The sequence below is a fragment of the Microbacterium sp. KHB019 genome (genome assembly GCF_037285405.1).
Taxonomy (GTDB): Bacteria; Actinomycetota; Actinomycetes; order Actinomycetales; family Microbacteriaceae; genus Microbacterium.
In genome coordinates this window covers 760,735-777,919 of sequence record NZ_JBBDHF010000002.1, presented here as the reverse complement: position 1 = coordinate 777,919, position 17,185 = coordinate 760,735, and the positions used below count along the sequence as shown (strand labels likewise).

At 70.2% G+C, this 17,185-nt stretch carries 18 protein-coding genes; 13 read left to right on the top strand and 5 right to left on the bottom strand.

The window, feature by feature from the left end; all coding sequences use genetic code 11:
• Positions 1–17: 17 nt before the first annotated feature.
• A complete protein-coding gene (locus tag KHB019_RS10140) occupies positions 18–911 on the bottom strand; it encodes a substrate-binding periplasmic protein (RefSeq protein ID WP_337458871.1) in 894 nt (297 codons plus the stop codon).
• A 286-nt stretch (positions 912–1,197) separates the two neighbouring features.
• Here KHB019_RS10140 and KHB019_RS10135 point away from each other — a divergent pair, with 286 nt between their 5' ends.
• From KHB019_RS10135 to KHB019_RS10075, 13 genes are all read left to right on the top strand, one after another.
• Positions 1,198–2,589 (top strand): enolase C-terminal domain-like protein, encoded by a 1,392-nt coding sequence (locus tag KHB019_RS10135; protein WP_337458870.1) that lies wholly within the window; start codon positions 1,198–1,200, stop codon positions 2,587–2,589.
• Positions 2,586–3,359, top strand: coding sequence for a TIM barrel protein (locus KHB019_RS10130; RefSeq protein WP_337458869.1), 774 nt, complete (start codon positions 2,586–2,588; stop codon positions 3,357–3,359). The genes KHB019_RS10135 and KHB019_RS10130 overlap by 4 nt, the downstream gene beginning before the upstream one ends.
• An 89-nt stretch (positions 3,360–3,448) precedes the next feature.
• Positions 3,449–4,507, top strand: a complete 1,059-nt coding sequence (locus KHB019_RS10125) for a MaoC family dehydratase (RefSeq protein WP_337458868.1) — start codon at positions 3,449–3,451, stop codon at positions 4,505–4,507.
• On the top strand, positions 4,504–6,198 hold the full coding sequence (locus KHB019_RS10120) for a thiamine pyrophosphate-binding protein (protein ID WP_337458867.1): 1,695 nt from the start codon (positions 4,504–4,506) through the stop codon (positions 6,196–6,198). Before KHB019_RS10125 ends, KHB019_RS10120 begins: the two co-directional genes overlap by 4 nt.
• 27 nt (positions 6,199–6,225) lie before the next feature.
• Entirely contained in the window at positions 6,226–7,662 is a 1,437-nt protein-coding gene (locus KHB019_RS10115) for a xylulokinase (RefSeq protein WP_337458866.1), read from the top strand.
• A 48-nt stretch (positions 7,663–7,710) separates the two neighbouring features.
• Complete coding sequence (locus KHB019_RS10110; RefSeq protein WP_337458865.1) at positions 7,711–9,288, top strand: GMC oxidoreductase; 1,578 nt, start codon at positions 7,711–7,713, stop codon at positions 9,286–9,288.
• A gap of 25 nt (positions 9,289–9,313) precedes the next feature.
• Complete coding sequence (locus tag KHB019_RS10105) at positions 9,314–10,393, top strand: alcohol dehydrogenase catalytic domain-containing protein (protein WP_337458864.1); 1,080 nt, start codon at positions 9,314–9,316, stop codon at positions 10,391–10,393.
• 72 nt (positions 10,394–10,465) lie between these two features.
• Positions 10,466–11,182 (top strand): GntR family transcriptional regulator, encoded by a 717-nt coding sequence (locus KHB019_RS10100; protein WP_337458863.1) that lies wholly within the window; start codon positions 10,466–10,468, stop codon positions 11,180–11,182.
• Positions 11,183–11,248: 66 nt separating this feature from the next.
• Positions 11,249–12,661, top strand: a complete 1,413-nt coding sequence (locus tag KHB019_RS10095; protein ID WP_337458862.1) for a xylulokinase — start codon at positions 11,249–11,251, stop codon at positions 12,659–12,661.
• Positions 12,649–13,278, top strand: a complete 630-nt coding sequence (locus KHB019_RS10090; protein ID WP_337458861.1) for a bifunctional 4-hydroxy-2-oxoglutarate aldolase/2-dehydro-3-deoxy-phosphogluconate aldolase — start codon at positions 12,649–12,651, stop codon at positions 13,276–13,278. The genes KHB019_RS10095 and KHB019_RS10090 overlap by 13 nt, the downstream gene beginning before the upstream one ends.
• 39 nt (positions 13,279–13,317) lie before the next feature.
• Positions 13,318–14,376, top strand: coding sequence for an alcohol dehydrogenase catalytic domain-containing protein (locus tag KHB019_RS10085; RefSeq protein ID WP_337458860.1), 1,059 nt, complete (start codon positions 13,318–13,320; stop codon positions 14,374–14,376).
• A 172-nt stretch (positions 14,377–14,548) separates the two neighbouring features.
• Positions 14,549–14,704 (top strand): hypothetical protein, encoded by a 156-nt coding sequence (locus KHB019_RS10080; protein WP_337458859.1) that lies wholly within the window; start codon positions 14,549–14,551, stop codon positions 14,702–14,704.
• A 31-nt stretch (positions 14,705–14,735) separates the two neighbouring features.
• Positions 14,736–15,521: a DNA/RNA non-specific endonuclease gene (locus tag KHB019_RS10075; protein WP_337458858.1), complete on the top strand. Its 786-nt coding sequence runs from the start codon at positions 14,736–14,738 to the stop codon at positions 15,519–15,521.
• Positions 15,522–15,587: 66 nt separating this feature from the next.
• Here the strand turns inward: KHB019_RS10075 and KHB019_RS10070 are convergent, their stop codons facing one another.
• From KHB019_RS10070 to KHB019_RS10055, 4 genes are all read right to left on the bottom strand, one after another.
• Positions 15,588–15,989 (bottom strand): hypothetical protein, encoded by a 402-nt coding sequence (locus KHB019_RS10070; protein WP_337458857.1) that lies wholly within the window; start codon positions 15,987–15,989, stop codon positions 15,588–15,590.
• Positions 15,986–16,264, bottom strand: a complete 279-nt coding sequence (locus KHB019_RS10065; protein ID WP_337458856.1) for a hypothetical protein — start codon at positions 16,262–16,264, stop codon at positions 15,986–15,988. Before KHB019_RS10065 ends, KHB019_RS10070 begins: the two co-directional genes overlap by 4 nt.
• Complete coding sequence (locus tag KHB019_RS10060; protein ID WP_337458855.1) at positions 16,261–16,563, bottom strand: hypothetical protein; 303 nt, start codon at positions 16,561–16,563, stop codon at positions 16,261–16,263. Before KHB019_RS10060 ends, KHB019_RS10065 begins: the two co-directional genes overlap by 4 nt.
• Before the next feature lie 76 nt (positions 16,564–16,639).
• Positions 16,640–17,167, bottom strand: coding sequence for a hypothetical protein (locus tag KHB019_RS10055; RefSeq protein WP_337458854.1), 528 nt, complete (start codon positions 17,165–17,167; stop codon positions 16,640–16,642).
• Positions 17,168–17,185 lie beyond the last annotated feature (18 nt).

Sequence of the window (17,185 nt, the reverse complement as noted above, 5' to 3'; positions counted from 1 at the left end):
AGCGTCACTCGTGAGGTTCAGTCCTCGAGTCCTGCGAAGACATCCTCGGGCGGAGCCTGACCGAACCACTTCTCATAGAGCTTCTTGCCTTCGCCCTTGGCGTGGAAGTCCGCCAAGAACTCGTCGACCTTCTCCTTGAGGGTCGTGTTGCCCTTCTGCAGGCCCAGCCCGTACGCCTGCTTCTTCCCGATGACGCCGGGGAGGATCTGCAGGTTCGAGTCGGCCTCGCTGGAGATCGCGTACTGCAGCACGCTCACGCTGTCGACGGCGGCGTCGGCCTGTCCCTGCTGGACGGCGAGCCGCACCGCGACCGCCGTGTCGTACTGCTGCATGTTCACGCCGGGGTAGGCCTCGGGGGTGACGGTCGCGCTGATCGCGCCCTTCTGGACGGCGACGACCTTGTCGGCGATCTGGTCGACGTCGGTGATGTCGGAGCCCTTCTGCACCGCGGCGGCCTGATACGTGTTCATGGTGTCGGTGGAGAAGTCGATCTGCTCGGCACGTTCGGGCGTGTGCGTGAGCGTGAACGAGATGACGTCCGCCTTGCCGCTCTGGATGGCAGGGATGCGGCCGTCGGCGCTCACCTCGAAGATGTGCGCCTCGACGCCGAGGTAGTCCGCCAGCTGCTGGGCGACGTCCACGTCGTAGCCGGCGGGCTTGCCGCTCTTGTCCGTCGAGCCATAGGGCGGCGTCGTGAGACCGACGCCGACGTTGATGGTGCCGCGGGCCTGGACGTCCTCCCAGGTGCTGCCCTTGACGCTGGAATCACCGCCGCCCCCGCCGTCCGTGTTCCCCCCGTCCGGCGCGCTTCCCACCGAGCAACCGGTGAGGAGTGCGAGCGCTGCGACACCGGCGACGAGGGCGCCGGAGCGCCACCCCTTCGTGGAGCGCGCTGACGTGAATCTCCGCATATTTGCTCTCCTTTGAGCAGGCCGGGCACGATGCTCCGGCGGTGGCTGATAGTGCTGTGAATCATCTAGACGACTAGTCGAGATTGAACACAGACTACCCGCCGTGCCGCCGGTGTCAAGTCTCGATCCCGACACGTCGGGCAGGGCTTGACAGTCGCACGATGCAGGTGCTCACATGTACGTATCCAGATTGGATGTCTAGATGTTTGGGTCAGCGGCGACCGCCTCCTCCGAGGATACGGAATCGCGACGCCGACGGACCCGGCGGAAGAGTCGGAGGAGCTGTATGGCCAGGATCGTCAGCGCACGCATCAGCGATGTGCGCTTCCCCACGTCGCTGGACGCATCGGGTTCGGATGCCGTCAACGTCGATCCGGATCACTCCGTCGCATACCTCGAGCTGATCGCCGACGACCCCGAGTGGCCGTCGGGCTTCGGCTACGTCTTCACCCAGGGCCGCGGCAACGACCTCGCCGCCCTCGCGATCGAGATCGTCGTCGGCCTCCTGCCGGACGAGGACCTCGAGCGCATGCTCGACCACCTCGGCGAGATCGGCCGAGCCCTGGTGCACGACTCGCAGCTGCGCTGGCTGGGGCCCGAGAAGGGCGTCGCCCACATGGCCGCCGGGGCCGTCGTCAACGCGCTGTGGGACATCAAGGCGCGCCGCGCGGGTCTCCCGCTCTGGCGCCTGCTCGCCGAGATGGAGCCTGAGGAGCTGGTCGAGATCGTCGACTTCTCCCACCTCTCCGACGCCCTGACCCGGGAGGACGCGCTGGAGATCCTCCGCGCCGGACAGCACGGCAAGGCGGATCGGATCGCCGAACTGGAGCGCGACGGTTTCCCGGCCTACACCACGGGGCCCGGCTGGCTCGGGTTCAGCGACGAGAAGATGCTGGGCCTCGTGCGCGGCGCGGTCGAGGCCGGCTTCACGATGATCAAGATGAAGGTCGCCGGCGATCTCGCTGACGACCGCCGGCGCCTGGGCCTGGCCAGGGATGCCGTCGGTCCCGACTTCCGGCTGGCGATCGACGCCAACCAGCGCTGGGAGGTGGACGAGGCCATCGAATGGCTGTCGCACCTGCACCGGTTCGGACTCTGGTGGGTCGAGGAGCCGACGGCGCCGGACGACATCCTCGGCCATGCCCGCATCCGCGAGGCGATCGCACCGACCCGCGTCGCGACGGGCGAAGCGGGCGCGAACCGGCTGATGTTCAAGCAGTTCCTGCAGGCCGACGCCCTCGACGTGGTGCAGATCGACATGAGCCACTACGCGGGCGTCAACGAGAACATCGCCAGCATCCTGCTCGCGGCGAAGTTCGGCAAGCCGGTCGTGCCGCACGCCGGCGGTGTGGGCCTCTGCGAGCTCGTCCAGCACCTGAGCTACTTCGACTACATCGTCGTCGGTCGGAGCCTGGACGGCCGGATGCTCGAGTACATCGACCACCTCCATGAGCACTTCCGCGCGCCGGTCGAGGTCGTGGACGGCCGCTACCGGCTCCCCTCCGCACCCGGGACGGGGGCGGAGCTGCATCCCGCGTCGGTGCGCACCTGGCTCTTCCCGGACGGTCCGGGCTGGCGGGATCTGCGGGAGCGAGGACTCGTACCACGGCCGCAGCCGAGCATCGTGGAGCACGCGATCTCCGCGGACGCCGACGAGCGCGTGGAGGTGACGGCATGACCCTGCAGCTCGCCGCCAACGTCGACCTCCTGTTCACCGAGGCCGGCGACGTGCCCGCCCGTATCGCCGCCGCGGCCGACGCCGGCTTCACGGCCGTGGAGATGTGGACCACCTCAGATCGCGACGTGCGCGAGATCGCCCGCGTCGCCTCCGACCGCGGCGTCGCGATCACCGCGATCATCGCGGAGCCACGGACGAACATCACCTTCCCCGACACCGACCTCGAGGTCTACTACGACGGCGTGGCACGAACGGTCGAGCGGGCGCTCCTGATCGGATGCCCCCGGATCATCACGAGCGGCGGCACCGGGTACATGAGGATGAAGCGGCCGGAGCAGCTCTCGCTGGTCGCCGACATCTACTCGGAGATCATCTCTCGGACGGAGGGATCGGGCATCGAGTTCGTACTCGAGAACTTCAACGCCCGCGTCGATCACCCGGGGTGCCTGCTGGACCAGACGCGTGAGACGGTTCAGACGGCTCGGAAGGTGGGCTCGGACCGGTTCGGCGTGCTCTACGACCTTTACCACTCGATGGTCGAGGGCGAGGATCCCGGCGCCGAACTCGCCGCGGGGATCGACATCATCCGTTACCTCCAGCTCGCAGACGTCCCGGGGCGCGGCGAACCGGGCTCCGGGAGGGTCGACTGGCGCGCGCTGTTCGAGACCGTCCGCGCCTCGGGCTTCGACGGCACGATCGGGCTGGAGTTCTACCCCACCAAGGCGACGCCGGAGGCACTGCGGTACCTGCTGAGCGTCTTCTCCGGGTGACGTCGCACGACCGCTTTGCTCTGGGAGCATCCGTCCCTTAAACTGTATAGACCTCTAGTCTTAAACTGACGAACGACGAAGGAGTCCGAATGTCCGTGGCCGCGTCCGGTGGAGCCGAATGGCGTGACATCACCGACCCCCGGCGAGCCGACGAGATCGACGACCTCGAAGCCGGGCTCAAGACCCCGGTGTTCGAGAACATCGAGCTGCCCGAGGAGTTCGGGCCCGTGAGCGTGCAGGTCGACGATCACAAGATCAAGAGGTACGCGTTCAGCCAGGACGACCACCTCGACTGGGCGATCCGCGGCGACAGCCCGTTCGGGGGGCGCATCGGCCACGCGGCGCTGCTGGCCAACGACGTCCTGCAGCTGTTCACCCTGACGTACGCCGCGAGCGAGGTCGTCGGGCTGCACATCGAGGAGCAGCTCTGGTTCGACAGCCCCGTCCACCTCGACGAGATCGCGACCATGAGCGCGCGGTACGTCGACGCGTACGTGCAGCGCGGACAGGGCTGCGTCGTCATGGAGGGCGAGGCGCGCGGAGAGGACGGACGCACCCTCATCCGCCACCGCGGTGTCGAGATCCTCCGCACCGTCCCCGGAGACATCATCGGCCGCGCGGAGTCCGGCGAGCCCCGCCGCCGGGTGACCGGCACCGTGCCGCCCGAAGCGCGGCGGTCGCGACACCTCCGCGACGACGTCAGGATCGGCGACGCCCTCGAGCCCCTGCGCAAGACGGTCACCGTCGAGCAGGCCGCCGTCTTCTCCCGCATCGGCGAGTACGTCCGCACCACGCACACCGACCTCGCCGTCGCGCGGGAGGCCGGGCTGCGCGTGCCGATCGTGCAGGGACAGCAGCTCGTCGGCATCCTCGCCGAGCTGCTCACCGCGGCGTTCGGCGAGAGCTTCTTCACCTCGGGATGGCTTCGCGTCAAGTTCATCGCCCCCGTCTTCGTCCACGACGACCTGACGGTGGAGGGGATCGTCACCGCGGTCGACCGGAGGGACGACTCCACCGAGGTGGAGCTGGAGATCTGGATCCGCCGGCCGGACGGGCGGCTCGCCGTCGCCGGTTGGGCGAGCGCGACACTGCCCGACGCATCGGCGGGCGGACGTACACAAGAAGAGAAAGAGACACACACACCATGACCACTGCAAAGACCGGCGGGCAGCTCGTCGTCGACTACCTGCGCTCCTTCGGGGTCGAGTACGTCTTCGGCGTCGTCGGGGGCCAGACGCTCGCGATCACCGATGCGATCATCGACACTCCCGGCATCGAGTTCATCCACACCCGCCACGAGGGCGCGGCCGCCGTCATGGCCGACGCCTATGGCCGCCTCACCGGCCGCCCCGCCGCGTGCATCGCCACCACCGGTCCGGGCGCGACCAACCTCCTCACCGGCGTCGGCGGCGCGTTCCGCGACTCCAGCCCGGCCTTCATCCTCACCTGCAACAACAACGGCGAGAACATCCACAAGGACGACGCGCAGAACGCCGACCACGTCGAGCTGTTCGCGCCGCTGACCAAGTTCAGCAGGCTCGTCGCCCACGCGACGTCGATCAAGCAGGCCATGGAGGAGGCCTACGTCAACGCGATGAGCGGCAACCCCGGCCCCGTGCACCTCGACTTCGCCAGGGACACCATCGAGGGGACCATCGAGAATCCCCCCGTCGTGCCCGAGGTCCACCCGTCGCGCAGCTGGGTCACCGACCGGCCGTCGCCGAACCGCGAGGCGCTGGCGCGGGTTGTGGAGCGCGTCCTGTCCGCGGAGCGCCCGGTCATCTGGGCCGGCAACGGCGTGAACATCGCCGGCGGCGGCGAGGCGGTCCTCGCCCTCGCCGAGGCCCTCGATATCCCCGTCATCACCACCTTCAACGGCATCGGGTCGGTGCCCACAGGGCATCCGCTCGTGTTCGGCTCGCTCACCCGCATGGGCACCAACCTGTCGAGCCGCGTCATCCAGGGCGCCGACCTGGTGCTCGCGCTCGGCAACAGCCTCAACGCCGTATCGACGTCGCGCTGGAAGCGCGCCCTCCCGGAGGTCGTCCAGGTCGACGTCGACCCCTCGATGATCGGGCGCTACTACGGCGAGGTCACCTACGGCGTGGTCAGCGACGTCGTGTCGTTCTCGGACGAGCTGCGCGCGGCGGTCGGCGAGAAGGCCGCTCCGGCCCGCGCATCGCGCGCCGACTGGATCGCCGAGCTCACGGCCGCGAAGGCGCAGTGGCTCGAGGACACCGCTGTCGCCGACGCGTCGCCCGAGGGGTTCGTCTCGCCGGCCGACATCGTCACGGCGCTGCGCGAGGTCGCACCCGACGACACGGTGCTCATCCCGGATGCGGGGAACCCCGGCATCTGGTCCTTCCTCTGGGAGATCACCCAGCCGCGCAGCTACATCAAGCCGGTCGGGTTCGGCAACATGGGCTTCGCACTCCCCTCCGCCATCGCGTCGACGCTCATCGACGCCGAGCGGCCCGTCCTCGCACTGATCGGCGACGGCTCCCTCGGCATGAGCCTCGGCGAGCTGGAGACGCTCGCTCGCGTCGGGGGGCGGATCTGCGTGGTCGTCCTCAACGACGCCAGCTACGGCAACATCCGTCAGGAGCAGGAGCTCCACTTCGGCCGCACGGTCGGCGTGGACTTCAACCCGGTCGACTTCGCCGCCGTGGCCCGCGGCATGGGTGTCGACGGCGAGGTCGTCAGCGACCTCACCACGCTGAAGGATCGCGTCGGGGCCGCCCTGCGCGGCGACCGGCCGGTCGTGCTCGACGTGCCACTCGACCGCGATGTGAACGCGTGGACGTTCCCCCCGTTCGCCGAGTTCTCGGCGGGCGAGTGACCACCGAACCGGTGTAAGAAGAGTCCCATGCCTGCCGTCCTCGCCATCGACATCGGATCGTCCGCCGTTCGTGCCGCCGTGGTGCTTCCCCGCCGCATCGTCGCACAGCAGACGGTCCGGCGCGGCGGGGCCGGCTCGGGCCTCAGGTTCGACCCGCTCGCGCTGTGGGACGACGTCTGCCGTGCGGTTGCGGCGCTGCCCGAGCGGCATCGCCGCGACCTCGGCGCCGTCGGCATCGCCGGTCACGTCGGCGCGGTCATCGTCGACGACGTGCTCGCACCGATCGGCGCCGCCTACGGGTGGGCCAATCCGGAGGGCGTGGAGGAGCTCCGCGGCGCGCTCGGCGACGAGCAGGATGCGGTTCTGCGCGAGACGGGCCGCCCGACCCTCGGCGGCGGCCCGATCGCGACCCTCCTCTCCCTCCGTCGGCGCAGTCCCGGAGAGTACGCCCGCGTCGCGCACGTGCTCTCGCCGAAGGATTACGTGCTGGCGCGGATGGGCGGCGCGGTCGTGACCGACCACACCTCCGCGGCCTACTACGGAGCCTCCTCCGTGCGCGACCGCGCGTGGTCGCCCGGCATCCTCGCCCGTCTCGGCCTGCCGGAGCAGCTGTTGCCGGTGCAACACGCCTCCGCCGACGTCGTGGGCGCCGTAACCACCGACGCGGCGCACCGGCTCGGCGTCGCACCCGGCCTTCCCCTCGTCGCCGGCGGACCGGACGGGACGATCGGGGCGATGGCCGTGGCCGGCACCCGGCGCGACGCGATCGTCGACGTCGCCGGCACGACCGACGTCCTGGTCCGGGTCGTGGCCGAGGCACCGACGCCCGGCGGACCCGAGCTGAAGAACCCGTACGCCCTGGACGGACTGTGGACGACGGGCGGATCGACCGGTATGACCGGCGGCGCCGTGTCGTGGTGGGCGCACGCCCTCGGCCTCGGCTCCGCAGCCCAGGCCCTCGACGCACTCCGCGGCGAGATGGAACACACCGGTCCGGGCGCGGACGGCGTCAGGATGCTGCCGTGGATGTCCGGCAGCAGATACCCACGCTGGCGGCCGGACGCCCGGGGTGGCCTGTCGGGCCTGCGCGGTGAGCACGGACCGGCGCACGTGTTCAGGGCGGTGCTCGAGGGCGTCGCGTTCTCGGTGCGGCAGGGCATCGACTCCGCAGCGCACGACGACGGCATGCCGGTGCTGCTCGCCGGGGGCGCCGCACGTTCGCCGTGGCTGGTGCAGCTGCGCGCCGACATTCTGGGACGCCCGGTCACGGCGATGCGCGAACCCGACGTAAGCCTGGTGGGCGCCGGTCTGATCGCCCTCGTGGCGACGGGCGAGCTCGACCGGGACGAGGTGGTGTGGTCGGAGAGCGAGGACATGGACGAGGTCGTCCCGTCCCGCGACTCGGCCGCGTATGACGAGGTGTATTCGGAGTGGCTCGACGCGGCATCCGCCGCGGACGGCTGACGACGAAGACCGGCGATCGAACGCGAGCGCCGGAGGTGGAGTCATCGGATGCCGATGACGAGAGCGCCGCTGCGGCGGAATGGAGACAGCGTGGTCGACGAGATCTTCGACATCATCATCGTGGGGAGCGGCCCCGTGGGGAGCGCGTTCGCGCGCACCGTCGCCGACCTGTCCCCGGATGCGCGGATGCTCATGCTGGAGGTGGGCCCCCAGGTGTCCACCCCGGCGGGCCGGCACGTGCGCAGGCTCGTCGACCCGCGGGAGTCGCAGCGGGCGCAGGTCGCCTCGCAGGGACCGGTCCGGGGCCCGCTGGGTCTGCCGCCCGCCCGCGCGCTGGGGTCGGATGCCGACCGACGACTGCCCGTCGGCATCCGACCCGGCACCTTCCTCCTGTCGGACGGGATGCTGGCCTCGGACTCGCGCGGATTCCCCGCGGGCGCCATGAGCTCGAACGTGGGCGGCATGGGCGCGCACTGGTCCTGCGCGTGCCCCGCGCCGGGATCGAGCGAGCTCATCCCCTTCCTCCCCGCCGACCAGTTCGCCTCCGCGCTCGCAGACTCGTACCGGCTGCTCCACGTCACGCAGCACGCGTTCGACGGCTCCGAACTCGCCGCCGGTGTGCTGGGCGCACTGCAGGCGCGCTTCGACCCGCGGCTGCCCGAGGGCCGCGGCGTGCAGGCCATGCCGCTGTCGCTGCCGCCGGATGCCGACGGCGTCCTCGGCCTCGGCGGCACCGACACGATCCTCGGCGATCTGCTCACCGAGGAGAGCACGCGGTTCACGCTGCGCCCCGACACTCTCGTGACCTCGCTGATCCGCAGCGGCGACCGCGTCGTGGGCGTGCGGACGAGGAGCATGATCGACGGCAGCGAGGCCGTGATCCACGCGGGCATCGTCTACGTGGCGGCGGACTCGCTGCGCACCCCGCAGCTGCTGCACGCCTCCGGCATCCGCCCCGATGCGCTGGGACGCTACCTCAACGACCACCTGGACGTGCGCTGCTTCGTGCGCCTGCACGACGACTTCCGCGATCTGCCGCGGGGCGTCTCCGAGGCGGACAGGGGCGGGCTCGCCCGCGACGCGGGAGTGGTCTGGATGCCGTTCCTGGAGGATGTCTTCCCGTTCTCGGTACAGGTGATGCAGATCGACGCCTCACCTATAGCCCTCGACGAGAGCACCGCTCCGTGGCCGGGCTCCTACATCGGGGTCGTCGTCTTCGGCGGGAAGGACCTCTCCCCCGACGACCGCGTCCGGTTCAGCGACACCGAGACCGACGCGTACGGGATGCCGGCGCTGAAGGTGGAGCACGCGCTCAGCGCCCGGGATCACGAGACGTACGGGCGGATGTTCCAGGTCGAGGACGAGATCGCCCGGACGCTGGGGACCTATGTCAGCGAGGCCGCCGCCCTGCAGGAGGGCGGCTCGTACCACTACATGGGCACGATCCGGATGGGTGAGCACGACGACGGGCGGAGCGTCGTCGACCCGTTCGGTGCGGTCTGGGGCGTCGACGGACTGTGGCTCGGCGGCAACGGTGTCATCCCGACCTCGACCGCGTGCAACCCGACCGCCACCAGCGTCGCCCTCGCCGTCCGCTCGGCGAAGAGCGTCATCGCCGGCTCCTGACCGAACACATCGACGGAGGATATCCATGCACCACGCCATCGTTCTCGCCGAGCCCGCTCCGCTGGCCGAGGTCTCCCTCGACTGGCGCGAGGTGGAGACGCCGGAGCCGTCCGAGGGGCAGCTACGGATCCGGGTCGCCGGATGCGGGGTGTGCCGCTCGAATCTCCACATGATCGAGGGCGACTGGGTGGGCGGTGGGCTCCCGGCCTTCACGCCCATCGTGCCCGGGCACGAGGTCACCGGCATCGTCGACGCCGTCGGCGCCGGGGTGGAGGGGTTCCAGGTCGGAGACCGGGTCGGGACCCAGCCGCTGTGGTGGACGTGCGAGGAGTGCGAGCACTGCCTCGGCGGCCGCGAGCAGTACTGTGCGCGGCGCATCACGGCCGGAGAGCGGGTGGACGGCGGCTACGCGGAGTACATGCTCTCCACGGCCGCGCACACGTACCGCGTCCCGCCCGAGCTCGACCTCGTCGCGGCTGCACCGCTGTTCTGCCCCGGGATCACGGCGTACACCGCGGTGTCGTCGCTCGGCCTGCGTCGGGGCGAGCGGGTCGCCGTGTTCGGGCTGGGCGGGGTCGGTCACATGGCCGTGCAGTTCGCGGCGCTCGCCGGCGCCGAGGTGACCGCCGTCGCGCGCAACCCGAGCCACCTGGAGGCGGCAGGCGAGCTGGGTGCCACGACGCTGGTGGATGTCACGGACGACGACGCTGTCGCGGCACTGCGGGGGACGATGGACGCCGCCGTGCTGTTCGCGCCGTCCGATGCCGTCGCGCGGACCGCCCGCGCCTCGGTCCGGCTCGGCGGCCGGATCGTCAGCGGCGTGAACGCCGACTTCGGCACGATCCGGTTCGCCGAGGGGAAGAGCTACAGCGGATCGCTGCTGGGGTCGCGCGCGGCGATGCACGAGGTCCTCGCCCTCGCCGCCGCGGGCCGCATCCGCACCGTGGTCGAGGAGTTCCCCCTGCGGGAGGCGCGGGAGGCGCTCGATCGCCTCGCTCGCGGCGAGATCCGTTCGCGGGGGGTGCTGCGGATGATGGACGATGCCGAGACGCGTCCTCGCGTAGCACGCCGAGATGGTTCTCGCGCGAGCCAACAGCATAGATAACTATATGATTGCCGCACCAGGTCGCCTCTGGTATATGCGCCCTGATGGCAGTCGACCGGACGGAACCGAACCATGGCCAATGCGCCCCTGTACCAGACCATCACGCAGGACATCCTCGATCAGATCCAGAGCCAGATCTTCCCACCCGGGCACCGGCTCGAGAGCGAGTCCGCGCTCGCCGTGCACTACGGCGTCAGTCGGATGACGGTGCGTCAGGCGCTCGGCCAGCTGGAGTCCGACGGACTGGTCACCCGGAAGCCGGGGAGCGGAACGTTCGTGAACGCCCCGCAGGCGACCCGGCGGGAGACGAACAGGATCGCTCCCTTCCACGAGGAGCTCGGCGTGAGCGCCGAGGAGATCACCACCGTCGTCGAGCTGCAGGAGGTCGAGACTCCGCCGGAGTCCGTCGCGGAGCAGCTGTTCACCGCACCGGGCGCGTCCGCGACCCATCTGATCCGCGTGCGGAAGTACAAGCAGCGCCCCATCGCGGTGCAGGAGTCGTGGGTGCCCTACCTCCGCGCGCCGCAGCTGTCCCGCGAGCCGCTGATCGACGGATCGCTGTACAAGACCCTCGGTCGGCTGGGGCTGGAGGTGGCGACCGCCGACCAGCGGGTGACGGCGGTGCTGGCGACCGAGCGCGATGCCGTGCTGCTCAAGATCGAGGTGGGGAGCCCGCTGATCCGCACCCGGAGGACCGCCCACTCGAGTGCTCGCGACGTGGTGGAGGTCGCCGAGTCGGTGATGCTGCCGGAGTTCCCGATCGCGATCCACCTTCGAGCCGGTGCTTGACTAGACGTCTAGAGTAGGCCACCCTTGCTAGGGGGCCTCGATCGGGCCGCCGAAGGGAACGACGAGGTGACCTACTGGCTCGGACTGGACGTCGGCACATCCTCTCTGAAGGCGGTCGCCGTGGATGCCGGCGGCGACGTGCGGGCACGTGCGTCGATCCCCTACCGCGGCGTCGACCGCGTCGGGGAGCAGGACACCCGCGCCTGGGCCGACGCCGCGCGGCAGGCGATCGCCGAGTGCGCGCACGACGACGGACTCGCCGGCGTCAGCGTCACCGGCCAGGTGCCGACGATCGTGCTCGTCAACGAGCACGGCGACCCCGTGCGGATCGCCTCCACCTGGCAGGAGCAGAAGTCCGCCGCGCACGCCGACGCGCTGGAGGCGCGCTTCGGGCGCTCGACCGAGCTGTTCGGGTTCGCGCTCCCCTGGGCGGCCTCGCAGGTGCCCGCCAAGCTGAGCTGGCTCGCCGACACCGATCCGGAGGCGCGCTCGCGCACCCGCTGGTTCCTGCAGCCCAAGGACTACCTCGGCCTGCTGCTGACCGGGAACGCGGCATCCGATCCGTGGTCGATGAAGGGCGTGGTCAGAGTCCCGGGCGGCCAGGTCATCCCCGACGTGCTGGCCGCGGCCGGCTGGGATGCCGCGACCTGCCCGCCGATCGCGCGGCCGGAAGCGCCGCTGGGCACGACCCGCGGGCGGCCGTTCGGCCTTCCCGACGGCATCCCGGTCAGCGTCGGCTGGTCGGACGCGCTGTCCAGCATGTTCGCCCTCGGGGTGCTGACCGCCCCCGGCGCGTTCGTGATCTCCGGGACCTCGGACGTTGTCGGTCTGACGGGCGACTGGGAGGACGTCGACGCCGCGGGACTGTACGTCGTGCCCGCCGGCATCGCGCCGAAGACCATCGTCTACGGGCCGACACAGACCAGCGGCGCCTCGATCGCGTGGGCGGCGGCCCTCCTCGGGCTGCCGGTCGACGAGGCGCTCGCCCTCGCCGAGACCGCCGACCCCGCCCACACGCCGTCGTTCGTGCCGTACCTCGATGGCGAGCGCGCGCCGCTGTGGCGCAGCGATCTGCGCGCGGTCGTGGCAGGACTCGACCAGCACTGCGGGCGGGCGGAGTTCATGCGCGCGGTCGTCGACGGCGTCGGCGGCTCCGCCCGTCATATCCTCGAGGTGGCGGCGGCGGCCACCGGCGCCTCGATCGCGGGCGTGCGCGTCGGGGGTCGCGGCGAGCAGGAGCTCGTCGGCCTCTCGGCGAAGGCGGCGGCGCTGGGCCAGCCGCTGTCCGTACTCACCGAGCCCTACGTCTCGGCGTACGGCGCCGCCATGCTCGCCGCCGTCACCTCCTCCGGCGGCGACTGGTCGGCGGCGGATCGCCTCCGCGGACGCTTCCTCGACCTCGAGCCTGCCGCCACCGATCGCGACACCTACGACACCTACCTCCGCACGAGCAGAACGGCTATGGAATGGACCGGCTGACCCCCGACACGGCACTGCCCGCAGGCATCATCTGCGTCGTGCGAGCCCCCACCCCCGAGCAGGCCCTGACGATCGGGCGCGGCGTCCGTGCGGCGGGCGTGGATGCGATCGAGATCACCTTCACGGTGCCCGGCGCCGTCGACGTGATCGCCGAGCTGCGCCGCTCCCCCGGCGCCGCCGTCGGAGCCGGGACCGTGCGCTCCGTGGCGCAGGCCGAGCAGGCTCTCGGGGCCGGCGCCGAGTTCCTCGTCAGCCCCGCAATCCGCGCCGAGGTCGTCGCGGCGGCGCACCGCGGCGGAGTGCCCGCCGTGCCGGGCGCGCTGACCCCCGTCGAGGTCGAGGCGTGCCTCGACGCGGGGGCTGTGCACGTGAAGATCTTCCCGATCGGGTCCGTCGGCGGGGCCGCCTACATCAGGGCGCTGTCGGAGCCGCTGCCCGAGGTGCGCTGGGTGGTCTCCGGCGGCATCTCCGTCGACGACGTCGCGTCGTACCGGGACGCGGGGTGCCACGCCGTGTGCCTGGGCGGCACGCTGATCGATCGCCGCGCCGCCGAAGCCGGGGACGTCGACGCGGTGACCCGCCACGCGGCACAGGTCATGGCAGCCCTCGCACCGTGAACCGCGCCAGGCGCACGACCACTTTCGAAGGAGAGAGCGATGACCACGACCATGCCCGCGACCAGCGACACGATGAGGGCGGTGGTGAAGCGCGGCGAAGGCGTCGAGAACGTGGTCGTCGCCGACGTGCCGGTCCCCGGCACCCTGCCGGGACTCGTCAAGGTGCGGGTCGTCGCGACCGGTATCTGCGGGTCGGACGTGCATGTCGCCCACGACGACTTCGGGTACGAGGCTCCGGTCGTCATGGGTCACGAGATCCTCGGCCGCGTCACCGAGGCGGGCTCCCCGGAGGACGAGCACTGGGTCGGGACGAGGGTGGCGTGCGAGACGTACTTCTCCACGTGCGAACGGTGCGACATGTGCCGCTCAGGTCGCCGCAACCTCTGCCGCGACAGGAGGTCCCTTGGGTCGTTCGAGAATGGGGGGTTCGCGCCGTACATCGTCATGCCGGTCATCAACCTGCATGCGCTCCCCGACCGGCTCGACGAGTACGAAGGCGTGCTCACCGAGCCCCTCGCCTGCGTGGCCCACTGCCTCCTGGACCCGCCGGTGGTCGACGCCGGCGACCGGGTCCTCGTCACCGGCCCCGGTGCAATGGGGCAGCTCGCCGCGCAGGTCGCCCGGGTGCAGGGAGGCGACGTCACCCTCGCCGGCCTTCCGCGGGATGCCGAACGACTCGCCGTGGCCGAGGACCTCGGCATCCGCACCACGACGGATGCCGTCGAAGACGAGGCGTTCGACGTCGTGATCGAATGCTCCGGCACCGCCCTCGGAGCGGCAGACGCCCTGCGCGCCGCCGCACGAGGCGCCCGCTACGTGCAGATCGGCATCTTCGGCCGCGAGGTGCAACTCCCGTTCGACCAGGTGCTCGTCAAGGAGCTGAGGGTCTCCAGCGGGTTCTCGTCGACCCCGGAGTCCTGGCGGCGGGCGATCAAGCTCATCCGGCAGGGGCGCGTCGTGCTGAGTCCGCTCGTGACCGCTCGCATTCTCGCGCTTCGCCGACGCCCTCGCCGTAGTCGAGAGCGGCCAGGGGTTGAAAACGGTCATCGTGCCCAAGTAACAAACGACCGTCGTTGTATGGTGCCGCCGCGAGGTTGACGCGATGAGCCTTGAGACTAGTACAGAGCGACGCCGGCGAGTTCGTTCTCACCGAAATGCTGCGCGACGAGTCGGGGAAGGGTCGCAATGAACCGGCAGTCGATCTTGAAGGCTGGATATCCTGGGACGTTAGTCAGGTCGACCCAGTCACCGCCAGGATCTCAAATTTGCGGTGGGCAGCGCGGTGTCGACGATCCTGCCCGACGAGTCCTCGCTCGCGGCTTTCGGCGACGACCTCATGGATCCGTCGGTCAGGCGGCCCGCGGCCGAGGCCGGGTATCGGCAGGGACGCGTCGCGGCATCCGCACTCGCAGAGTTCTGGGGCTGACGGCGTCGGTGGTCTCGGGCACGATGGAGGCATGACCGACGGGTACGACTCCGAGTTCTTGGCCACCTCCGTCCCGCTCCCCCGCCCGCGCGGCGTCGTGCGCGACCTCGCCTATCCGCGGTTCTCGGTGCTGCTCGACCCTGAGCGCCGGTTGGCCGCCGTCACCGCGGTGAACATCGACGGGGCGCAGCTGCGCGAGGTGCCGCGCTCCGGCGACTGGCGCCTCGATTCGCGAGTGGATGCCGACGAGCAGGCCGGCCCCGACGTGTACTCCGGCAACGACCTCGACCGCGGCCACCTCGTGCGCCGTCGCGACCCGGGCTGGGGCACCGCCGCGGAAGCTCGGGATGCCACGGAGGCGACGTTCTTCTACACGAACGCCGCGCCCCAGGCCGCCGGATTCAACCAGTCGAAGGAGCTCTGGCTCGGGCTCGAGGACCACGTGCTCGAGTACGCCGAGGCGACCGACCAGCGGGTCTCGGTGTTCACGGCGCCGGTGCTCGGCGACGACGATCCGCCATACCGCGGCATCCGGGTTCCGCTGAGGTTCTGGAAGGTCGCCGCCTGGCAGGGCCCATCAGGGCTGGCTGCTGCGGGGTTCGTCCTCGATCAGACCGAGCTCGTCGACACCTCGCAGGGTGTTCTCGCCGTTCCCCCGCTGGGAGCGTTCCGGACGTTCCAGGTTCCGATCGGCGACATCGCCGAGATCGCCGGGCTCGACTTCGGCGCCCTCGCCGAGGCGGATGCGCTGAGCGTGCGCGGCGTGCGCCCGGGTGACTGGCAGGTGCTCGACGGCACCGCCGACATCGTGCTCTGAGCGCTGGATTCAGATCGCCATCGCGTACTCCGCCGTACCCCAGCGCGATCAGCAGCGACAGTGCACTCAACCCCCATTCCAGTGCCGCAGCTTCTGCGGGTTGCATACGACCCACACGCTGCGCAGATACCCGGCCCGAATCTCGCTCGTGACCACACCGACGACGACCCCTCCGCGGCGGAGAACGACGCCGGACGCCCCATTGATCGATGCCATCTCGACAGACGTCCCTGGCGTCACCAGCTTCACCAGAGCGAATGCGACGGCGTTCCGCCCTCTCATCGGGGTCGGCGGGACCTGCGCCTCGCCACCGCTGTCGATCGTCAGGATCACGCGAGGATGAAGCGTCGCACCAGCGCGCTCAGCGTCCGTCTCGGCGAGCGCTCGCGCCAACTTCTCGACCGGATCTCGTCCTGACGCACCGCGGCGCCACCGGCGCATCCACGCCGGGTGATTCCCGCGATTCATGCTGTCGCTGCAGCGACATGCTGGAGCTTCGGCGGACTCATCATCCAGAGCAACTGAAGAATGCCGTCCTCCGAGGTCGTCACCGTCACGACAGTGGTCACAGCGCCGTCTTCGATGAGAGCGGCGGCCGGCTGACCGTTGACCTGCACCCAGTCGATCGACTTCCCCGTCCAGAAGTGATGCGCGAATGCCGCGACGAACTTCGCCACCCGGCTGCGCCCGATCACGGGGATCCGCGCGGCGAGCTTCACTCCATTGCCGTCGGAATAGCTCACGACGTCGTCGGCGAAGAGCGTCTCCAGTTGCTGCGCGTCGCCCTTCTGCGCCGCAACGAGAAACGCTTCTCGCGATTCTCATCGCCCGTGAACAGGTCGAGACCGACCCTCCCTGCCCCGACGATAAGCATGAGGTGCGTCGCGTACCGGTGCCAGTCGTCCGTAGGATGTTCGCCGAGCGGCACATGCGCCGCGGTCAGCAAGAAAGCTCTGCCCTCCACCTCCGCGAGGAACGCACTACCGAGCAACGTTGCAACCGGCGTCACCGCGCAGGCCGGGATGGCTGGCAAAAGCGTCACTCTTGCATCCTGGCAGGCGAGGGCGAAAGGCCGCTGGCCGCTCGCGTCTTGTTCGGCTTCCACACAGAGATACCCGCTAGCTTCGATCAAGCAACCGCCGGAGAGCTCCGTAAGCCTCCTGCTCGAAGCCGAGCGAGTAGATCTGCTCGTATGCGCGGTAGGTGCGGCTCCACTTGAACATCTTCGGCTCGCTGCCGTGCCGCCAGATCACAAGACGGCCCGATCGCGTCCAGGGCAGAATGGCTGATTGCCACGTGATCGGGATCAGAGCGATCTCCCCCGGCCTCACATCGAACCGGATCTCCTTCTCTCGCGGAGGATCCATGTGAATGCACTCGTCAGGGTCTTGGAGCTCAGTTGCCGCAAACTCACCCCGGTGCAACGCGCTGACGAGCGGCAGATGCCCGTCACCGCGAAGCGGGCGCCCCTGCTGATCCATGATCGACTGACTGACTGTTATGTCCTTCACCGGGCGCCCTCCACGAGCGTTAGACAGGTGGATAGTGACTTCGGCGGAGTGCGTCAGACGGATCTCGAGGCGGGGGCGGGACAGGTATGCGCTGGCGACTCCGATGATCGCGATCACGCCAGCGACGATCGTCATCCAGTTCGCGACTTGGAC